Here is an 8,852-nt window from a genome sequence, read left to right on the forward strand (position 1 = left end):
GTGGCTGACATGGAAATCCTGGATACCGCAGATATGCCCAAAGCAGCTGAAAAGCAGGCTGCGCTCTTCCCCAACGGAAACGACGGCGCAGAGCCCACAGCGGCAAAGCACACGGCAACCGGCCTGGCAGGCGGCAACAAGAAGCCCCCGGTGTCGAACTCCTTCCTGGACAAGTTCTTCCAGATCTCAAAGCGTGGCTCCACGCTGGCCCGCGAATTCCGCGGCGGCCTGGTCACGTTCTTCACCATGGCGTACATCGTCATCCTGAACCCGCTCATCCTGGGTGGTTTCTCGGCAGACAACGCCCCTGTTGATGTCGCGGGCGGTTGGCTCTCCGCCGCGCAGGTGGGTGCCGTCACCGGCCTCACCGCCGGCGTTATGACCATCATCTTCGGCTTGGTAGCCAACCTGCCCTTTGGCCTGGCAGCGGGCCTGGGCATCAACTCCTTCCTCGCCGTCGCGGTCATCCAGGAAGTCACCTGGCCAGAAGCCATGGGCCTGGTGGTCATCAACGGCATCCTGATCGTCCTCTTCGGTGCCACCGGCGCCCGGACGGCGATCTTCAAGGCAGTCCCCAAGGAACTCAAGGCCGCCATCACCGTTGGCATTGGTCTCTTCATCGCCTTCATCGGCTTCGTGGACTCCGGATTCGTTCGCGCCACCACGGGCGGCCCACCGGTCCAGCTTGGCGACAACGGTTCCATCACCTCCATCCCCACCCTCGTCTTCATCATCGGACTGCTGACCATGGGAATCCTCGTGGCACGCAAGATCCAGGGCGGCCTGCTCATCGGCATTGTCGCCACCACCGTCCTCGCCGCTGTCGCCGAGGCTGTGTTCCACATTGGCCCAGGCACTGCCGACAACCCCGGCGGCTGGCACCTCAACGTGCCCATCCTGTCGAGCCAGCTGGTGTCGGTCCCGGACCTGAGCCTGGTGGGCCAGTTCGATCTTTTCGGTTCTTTCGCAAGGATCGGCGGCCTCGCTGCCACCATGTTGGTCTTCACCCTGGTATTCACCAACTTCTTCGATGCCATGGGCACCATGACCGGCCTGGCCAAGAGCGCAGGCGTGGCGCACAAGGATGGCACGTTCCCCAAGCTGAAGTCCGCCTTCATTGTTGAAGGCATGGGCGCAGTGGTGGGCGGCGCGACGTCCGGCTCGTCCAACACCGTGTACATCGACTCGGCAGCGGGCATCGGCGAAGGGGCACGCACCGGCCTGGCCTCCGTGGTCACCGGCCTGCTGTTCCTGGGCTCGATGTTCTTCACGCCGCTCACCTCGGTGGTGCCGCTGGAAGTGGCTGCTGCAGCACTGGTGGTGGTGGGCGCGATGATGATGGCGCAGATCCGCGAGATCAAGTTCACCAAGTTCTCCATCGCGCTGCCCGCGTTCCTGACCATCGTGACCATGCCCCTGACCTACTCCATCGCCAACGGCATCGGCGTCGGGTTCATCTCCTTCGCCGTCATCAGCGCGGCGTCGGGCAAGGCCAAGAAGGTGCACCCGCTCATGTGGGTGGTCACGGCAGGCTTCATCATCTACTTCGCCCGTGGCCCCATCAACGCCCTGATGGGCGTCTGACCCGGAGCCCCACCCCGCGCCGGCGGGCATCATTCCGGCACTCCGATCGACGGTCCGTCGGAACCCACCGCACGAATAGGCGTCCGCCGTCGTCGTCCCTATAGAACAGGCACGACGGCGGGCGGCGGCCGGGTTCCGACGCTCCGTCAGGGAACGGGGGCAGGGAGATGAAGCCCTTGCCCCCGTTCCTATGAACCCTTACTGATTGAACTTTTACTGATAAGCCGCGACTACCCCGCAACATCCTCTGGAAATGAGAATATGGGGCAAGATCGCGCACTGCTCCGGCCGGGCCACCCGGCCGGGACACCTGGAATAAGGATGTGTTGCCATGCTGGATCTGATGCCTTCACTGGGCAGCTGGCGGCCTGCGGTCTCCGGCCAACTGTGTGCCGTGGCCACGATCGTAGGGACGGGCGGCTCTGTGCCGCGGCCTACCGGGACCTCCATGATGGTCTCCGAACATGGCGAAATCCTGGGCAGCTTGTCCGGCGGATGCGTGGAAGGTGCCGTCGTTGAGGCGGCATTGGAAGCAATGCGCGACGGCGGCCCGCGCCTTGAGTCTTTTGGCTACAGTCCAGAGGACGCGTTCGCCGTCGGACTCAGCTGTGGAGGAGAGCTGGAAGTCCACATCCAGCCGCTCACGGCAGGCGCACCCGAACTCTCTGTGTTTGCTCAAACACAACGCCCCGCAGCGCTGATCCGGCGCCTCGATGCCGGCGGCGGAGTCGTGCTGGTCAATGATCCTGTGAGGTTCCGAGCCATGGAATCGGAGGAACTCGCCAAATTGGTGGGAGACCACCCTGCCACGCTGTTCGCCGCTGCGGCACAGGTTGAACCGCTCCTCCAGGGTGGCCGTGCCGGCTTGGTCCGTCTGGCCGCACCCGAGGGCTGCATCGATGGCTGGGTCACCACAGAGAGGTTGGCTTTGCCCCCGCGGGAGGAAACCCAGCCCGAACCCATCACCCTGTTCGTTGAAAGCCGTTTGCCGGCGGCACGAATGCTGGTCTTCGGTGCCAACGACTTTGGGGCGGCACTGCTCCCCGCAGGGCAACTCCTCGGCTATGACGTCACCATGTGCGACGCCCGGCCTGCCTTCGCCACGCAAAGCCGCTTCGCCGGAGCCGATCAAGTGGTCACCGACTGGCCCCATCGGTACCTCGAATCGGAGGCAGCGGCAGGACGTATCGACGCCCGGACGGTGGTGTGCATCCTGACCCACGATCCCAAGTTCGATATCCCCTTGCTTGAGAGCGCCCTCCGGTTGAACCTGGCGTACGTTGGCGCGATGGGTTCCCGTCGCAGCCACCGCCAGCGGGTGGAGGCACTGCTTGATGCCGGTACGCCCCCGGAACGATTGGAACGGCTGCATTCACCCATCGGACTGAACCTCGGCGCTGTGACTCCCGCAGAAGTTGCCGTCTCCATCACGGCCGAAATCATCGCCGGGCGCGGGACCAGCCACTACAAAGACGGCTTCCCTTCCCTCAAAGACAGCACCGGTCCGATCCACCCGGCACCTCAACACCTCACCCAGGAGGACCCATGGACATGAACACCATCGAGGCCGTGGTCCCCACCACGGACCCTGCGCAATGGCGCGACGGCGATGCCTGGCTCGCCGGAGGCACCGTCCTCTTCTCCTACGGAAGCACCGTGCTCAAGAGGCTCCTCGACCTCGGACAAGCCAACTGGCCAGCCGTCACCGTCACTGACCAAGGCATCGAACTTGCCGCCACCTGCACCGTGGCCGAGCTTTACGCCTTGCCGCTTTCCGCTGAAACGGCGGACCGCGAGTGGCCTGGCCTGGCCCTGGTCCGTCCGTGCTGTGACTCGTTCGTGGCATCGTTCAAGATCTGGAACATGTCCACGGTAGGCGGCAACATCTGCACCGGATTGCCGGCCGGACCCATGACGTCGTTGTGCGCTGGATTGGACGGCATCGCCACCATCCTGAGCCCGGATGGCACCAGCCGAACTGTTCCCGTGGCCGATGTCGTCATTGGAGACATGCAGACTGTCCTGGCTCCGGGGGAGTTGCTCCGCAGCATCCACCTACCGGACCCTGCGTTGTCCGCCCGGGTAGCGTTCCGGCGTCTGTCGCTTAGCAACCTCGGTCGCTCCGGCGTGCTGTTGATCGGGCGGTTGGACCCCGACGGCGGCCTGGTCATCACGGTGACCGCGTCCACCAAACGGCCGGTACAGCTGAGGTTCCCCGCTGGGCAGGTTCCCGACGCCGGGACCCTGGCTGACGGCGTCGGGAATTCCATTCCCTGGCCGCTCTATCACGATGACATCCACGGGCTCCCGGCTTGGCGCCGGGACATGACGTTCAAGCTCGCCGAGGAAATCCGCGCCGAGCTGTTGGGCGAATCGATGACGGTTTCCGGCGATTTCTGGCCGCCGCACGCCACGTCGCCGCAACCGTCCGCACAACCCAGCACCCAGCAGAAGGAGGCCCGGAATGGCAATTGAAATCAATGGAGCCGCCTCGCAGGCCACACCCCGGCCCGGCCAATGCCTCCGCACGTTCCTCCGCGAAGAAGGCAACTTCGGCGTCAAGAAGGGCTGCGACGGCGGCGACTGCGGAGCCTGCACCGTCCACGTCGACGGCACGCCGGTCCACAGCTGTATCTACCCGGCCGTCCGCGCCGAGGGTAAAGCGGTGACCACCATCGAAGGCCTCGGTTCCGCTGATGGGCTGCACCCTGTGCAGGAGCAGTTCCTGGAGGGTCAAGGCTTCCAGTGCGGCTTCTGCACCGCTGGAATGATGATGACCGCGGCCACGTTCGACGACGAGCAACGCGCCAACCTGCCCCGCAACCTCAAGGGCAACCTGTGCCGCTGTACCGGCTACCGCTCCATCGCGGACGCCGTCTGTGGCCACGGCGGCGATCACCAGCACGACGCCGGGGCCGACGTTTCGGGGGCCCAGCCGCCTGCCGCTGCAGGAAACCCCACCGTGGAAGCAACTCCCGGCCAGCTGGGCGACAACGTCCCGGCGCCCGCAGGCCAAGCCATCGTGACCGGAACCGCCCGATACACCTTGGATGTCCCCTCCGAGCAACTCCCCGGCCTGCTGCACATGAAGCTCCTGCGTTCGCCGCACGCACATGCCCGGATTGTGTCCATCGACAAGGCTCCGGCCTTGGCCGTTCCCGGTGTAGTGGCAGTGTTCACGCACGAAGACGCACCCCGGTTGTTGTTCTCCACGGCCCAACACGAGAACTTCGCCGACGACCCCGATGACACCCGGGTCCTGGACAACGTAGTGCGATTCATCGGGCAGCGGGTTGCCGCAGTGGTGGCCGAATCCGTGGGTGCGGCCGAGGCCGGTGCCCGTGCACTGGCCGTCCAGTATGAAGTCCTGGAACCCGTCTTTACTCCCCAGGAAGCCATCCTTCCCGGCGCCCCGGCGATTCATGGGGAAAAGGACGGCGAAGCTTCCCGGATCTCACGGCCGCTCCAGAACGTGGTGGCCGAGGTCCACGCCGAACTGGGCAGTGTGGCCGACGGCTTCGCGGCCGCCGACTTCATCCACGAGCACACCTACCAAACGCAGCGTGTCCAGCATGTCGCGATGGAAACCCATGCTTCCATCGCGTGGTTGGATGAGGACGGCCGTCTGGTGATCCGATCTTCCACGCAGGTTCCGTTCCTGGTGAAGCGCACGCTGAGCCGGGTGTTTAACCTGCCGCCGGAGACCATCCGCGTGGTGGCCGGCCGGGTTGGCGGTGGATTCGGCGGAAAACAGGAAGTCCTTACCGAGGACCTGGTGGCGCTGGCAGCCTTGGCCCTCCGCAGGCCTGTGCAGCTTGAGTTCACCCGGACGGAGCAGTTCACGGCAACCACCACCCGCCACCCCTTCACCATTCACCTGAAGGCGGGTGCCAACCGCGACGGGTACCTGACCGCCCTTCAGTTGAATGTCCTCACCAACACCGGTGCCTACGGAAACCACGCTCCCGGCGTGATGTTCCACGGCTGCGGCGAATCCTTGGCTGTCTACAAGTGCGTCAACAAGAAAGTGGATGCGCACGCCGTTTACACCAACACCGTTCCAGCCGGCGCTTTCCGTGGTTATGGGCTGAGCCAGATGATCTTCGCGATCGAGTCAGCCATTGACGAGCTCGCCGTAGGCATCGGCATGGATCCTTTGGAATTCCGCCTGAAGAACATGGTCCGGCCCGGTGACCACATGCTCTCCACCACGCCCGAGCCTGAGGAAGACGTGCACTATGGAAGCTACGGGCTGGACCAGTGCGTGGCCTTGGTTCGGGACGCCTTGGATCGTGGCAAGGAGCGTTACCGTGCCGCCGGACTGGACGACCTCGGACCGGACTGGGTCATCGGAGAGGGCTCCGCGTTGTCCATGATCGACACCGTTCCGCCGCGCGGCCACTTCGCCCACACCCGGGTGAGCCTGGAAGCGGACGGGAGGTTCGCCGTCGACGTCGGTACTGCGGAATTCGGGAACGGCACCACAACCGTGCATGCGCAGCTGGCTGCCACCGCGCTGGCGACAGCCGCGTCCAAGGTGACCGTGCGCCAGTCCGACACCGACCTCGTGGAGCACGACACCGGCGCGTTCGGTTCTGCCGGAACCGTGGTGGCCGGCAAGGCGACGCTCGGAGCTGCGCTGGAACTCGCCACCCGGATCCAGACCGTGGCTGCGTCCCTGACGGGTGCGGCCCTGACGGATTGCCGTTTGGTGGACGGAGCGGTTCAGTGCGGCGACCGTACTGTGCCACTGAAGGACATTGTCGACGCCGCCCGGCTGCAAGGCGTTCGGCTCGCCACCGACGGAAACTGGGGAGGAACGCCGCGATCGGTGGCGTTCAACGTCCACGGCTTCCGGGTTGCAGTGAACACGGGAACGGGTGAGCTGCGGATCCTGCAGAGTGTGCAGGCCGCAGACGCCGGTGTGGTGGTCAATCCACGGCAGTGTCGCGGGCAGATCGAGGGCGGCATTGCGCAGGCGCTCGGCGCGGTGCTGTACGAGGAAGTGAAGGTGGACGACGCCGGGCGCGTCACCACGGACATCCTGCGGCAGTACCATATTCCGTCTTTCGCGGACGTGCCCAGGAGCGAGGTGTACTTCGCCACTACCAACGACTCCACCGGTCCGCTCGGCGCCAAGTCCATGAGCGAAAGCCCGTTCAACCCTGTGGCACCCGCGCTGGCCAACGCCATCCGCAACGCCACGGGCATCCGCTTCGGTGAGCTGCCCATCGCGCGGGACAAGATCTACCTTGCCCTCCGCGACAGGACCACTGCGCCCGTCTAACCCAAGCGACCCAACCAGGGGACAGCAGACGCCGGTATGAGCCTTCATTACGACGTTTGCTGTCCCCTACTTGGGTGAAACGGTGAGCTCCATGAACACGCTGTTCGGGTCCAGGGTGTAGTCGGCGAATGGTGGGCACTCGGTGAAGCCGTGCCGGGAATACAGGCGGCGCGCGGGGGCGAAATACTCCTCGGTGCCTGTTTCCAGGCTCACGCGTTCGTAGCCCAGGCGGCCGGCCTGGGCCACGATGTGCTCCAGCATCAGGGTGGCGACTCCGCGCCCACGGGCACTGGCTGTTGTGCGCATGGATTTGATCTCGGCATGCCCACCGGAGAGCTTCTTCAACGCGCCGCACCCCAACAGCACGCCGTCCTCGCGGGCTGTCCAGAACGTGATCGACTCGTGTGACAACGCTGAGTGATCCAAGGCGTGGACACTCTCGGCCGGCGACGTTGCGAACATGTCGGCCAGGTGCTCGCTGAGGAGTTGGTGGACATCAGGGCGCGCGGGATCATCAGGTTCGATGCGGATCATGGACCCTAATTTACCCTTCTAAAAGATGCAACTGATCTTTCGTGTCCAGGTCCTCGCCCGAGCAGAGGTCACTGCAATCCACCAGATCCACCAGCCCTGGATGGGCCTTGAGGAAAGACCTCGCGCCCGTGTCGCCATTCGCTGCTTCCGCGGCTTGCTGGCGGAGTCCGACGTCGAAAATCACCGGGTGCCTGCGCTTCAGGCGGCCTGCCTCATCAGGGTAGGCGGCCGCAGTGACCCGACCAGGACGGTGGCTGCCCAGCAGCCGGCTCACCGCCGTCGGGGTTAATCCGGGCTGGTCCACCAGCGCCACCATGATGCTGTTGCCTGGTGTTGCGGCGTCGATGCCTGCGCGGAAGGACCCGGCCATGCCCTTGCCCCAGTTTTCGTTCTCCACCACTACGTGTGAACCCAGGTCCACGATGCTCCTAACACGGTCGGCCTCGGCCCCGATCACCACCACTACCTCGCGGCAGCCGCCATCGAAAAGGGTGTCGGCGAGGACTTCCACCAGTGTGCGGCCGCGGAAGGGGAGCAGCGCCTTGGGGCCACGGCCCAGCCGGGTGCCAGCGCCCGCAGCGAGCAGCACGCCCGTAACAGGGGCCATGCCGGAGTCAGTCATATCCTCACGATACGCGCGGGGTTGCATGCGGTCTCTAGCTCCTAGCGTGCTTTCGAAGAGATCTACCGATATCGGTTGCAAATTACCGATCGGTAGGGCTTTTGATGGACGGAAATGGCCGCTAGGGTCGGTGGAGAGTTATGAAGTCAGCTCGGGTACGCAACGACGCGTGAGGACAGGGGAAAATGGCGGGCAGTTTCGAGATTCTCAAAGCAGGTACTAACTCATTCCGATTCCGGCTCACAGCCGAGGACGGCACGGTTGTGGCAGTGTCGCCGCAGTTTCCAAGTTTGAAGGCCGTGGTGGCCGGTATCAACGCAGTCCGCGAGAACGCGGCAACAGGCTTTGTGGTCGACAGGAGGAACCTGGGCACCTGAGCCAGGTTCGCAAAACCCAGCACAACGACAGTTGGCGGCAGTGTTCTTTACGAACACTGCCGCCAACTGTCGTTAGTGCGGGTTGTTAGGCGTCGCCGCCTGCTCCGCCTGTGGTGCCGGCGTTTACGTCGAGCAGTTTGTAGCGGTCAATGGCGTACGACGGCGCGCCCTCCTCAACCTCGCCCCTCGCCGCCAGCAACTGGAGGGTTTTGGCGACGATGGAGTGGGTGTCGTTTTTGAAGTAGCGGCGGGCGGCTTGGCGGGTGTCGGAGAAGCCGAAGCCGTCTGCTCCGAGGGAGGCGAAGTCGTTGGGGATGAATTGGCGGATTTGGTCGGGGACGGCTTTCATGTAGTCGGACACGGCGATGACCGGTCCGGTGGTGCCGGCGAGTTGTTCGGTGATGAACGGGGTGCGGGCGGGTTGGCCGGGGTTGAGGAAGGCGTGTTC

Annotated in this window: 8 protein-coding genes; 5 read left to right on the forward strand and 3 right to left on the reverse strand. The window is 64.7% G+C overall.

The annotated features are described in order from the left end of the window. From ACR30Z_RS18700 to ACR30Z_RS18715, 4 genes are all read left to right on the forward strand, one after another. The gene (locus ACR30Z_RS18700) at nucleotides 1-1,584 is read left to right on the forward strand and encodes an NCS2 family permease (protein ID WP_144652929.1); all 1,584 of its coding nucleotides are present in this window, start codon (nucleotides 1-3) and stop codon (nucleotides 1,582-1,584) included. Between the two features lie 331 nt (nucleotides 1,585-1,915). After that, a complete protein-coding gene (locus ACR30Z_RS18705) occupies nucleotides 1,916-3,139 on the forward strand; it encodes an XdhC family protein (protein ID WP_434374151.1) in 1,224 nt (407 codons plus the stop codon). Continuing rightward, nucleotides 3,130-4,059 (forward strand): FAD binding domain-containing protein, encoded by a 930-nt coding sequence (locus ACR30Z_RS18710; RefSeq protein WP_434374152.1) that lies wholly within the window; start codon nucleotides 3,130-3,132, stop codon nucleotides 4,057-4,059. The genes ACR30Z_RS18705 and ACR30Z_RS18710 overlap by 10 nt, the downstream gene beginning before the upstream one ends. Further along, complete coding sequence (locus tag ACR30Z_RS18715; protein ID WP_434374154.1) at nucleotides 4,049-6,871, forward strand: molybdopterin-dependent oxidoreductase; 2,823 nt, start codon at nucleotides 4,049-4,051, stop codon at nucleotides 6,869-6,871. The genes ACR30Z_RS18710 and ACR30Z_RS18715 overlap by 11 nt, the downstream gene beginning before the upstream one ends. A 66-nt stretch (nucleotides 6,872-6,937) precedes the next feature. Here the strand turns inward: ACR30Z_RS18715 and ACR30Z_RS18720 are convergent, their stop codons facing one another. Continuing rightward, the gene (locus ACR30Z_RS18720) at nucleotides 6,938-7,405 is read right to left on the reverse strand and encodes a GNAT family N-acetyltransferase (RefSeq protein WP_434374155.1); all 468 of its coding nucleotides are present in this window, start codon (nucleotides 7,403-7,405) and stop codon (nucleotides 6,938-6,940) included. Nucleotides 7,406-7,415: 10 nt separating this feature from the next. Then, a complete protein-coding gene (nboR, locus tag ACR30Z_RS18725; protein ID WP_434374157.1) occupies nucleotides 7,416-8,054 on the reverse strand; it encodes a nicotine blue oxidoreductase in 639 nt (212 codons plus the stop codon). 158 nt (nucleotides 8,055-8,212) lie between these two features. Between nboR and ACR30Z_RS18730 the strand changes: the two genes are divergently transcribed. Continuing rightward, the gene (locus tag ACR30Z_RS18730) at nucleotides 8,213-8,404 is read left to right on the forward strand and encodes a YegP family protein (protein WP_024818015.1); all 192 of its coding nucleotides are present in this window, start codon (nucleotides 8,213-8,215) and stop codon (nucleotides 8,402-8,404) included. Nucleotides 8,405-8,489: 85 nt separating this feature from the next. Here ACR30Z_RS18730 and ACR30Z_RS18735 read toward each other — a convergent pair. Beyond that, on the reverse strand, nucleotides 8,490-8,852 hold a 363-nt coding region (locus tag ACR30Z_RS18735), incomplete at its 5' end, for a transketolase-like TK C-terminal-containing protein (RefSeq protein ID WP_434374159.1).

It is taken from the genome of Paenarthrobacter sp. FR1 (genome assembly GCF_051106045.1).
Taxonomy (GTDB): domain Bacteria; phylum Actinomycetota; class Actinomycetes; order Actinomycetales; family Micrococcaceae; genus Arthrobacter; species Arthrobacter nitroguajacolicus_A.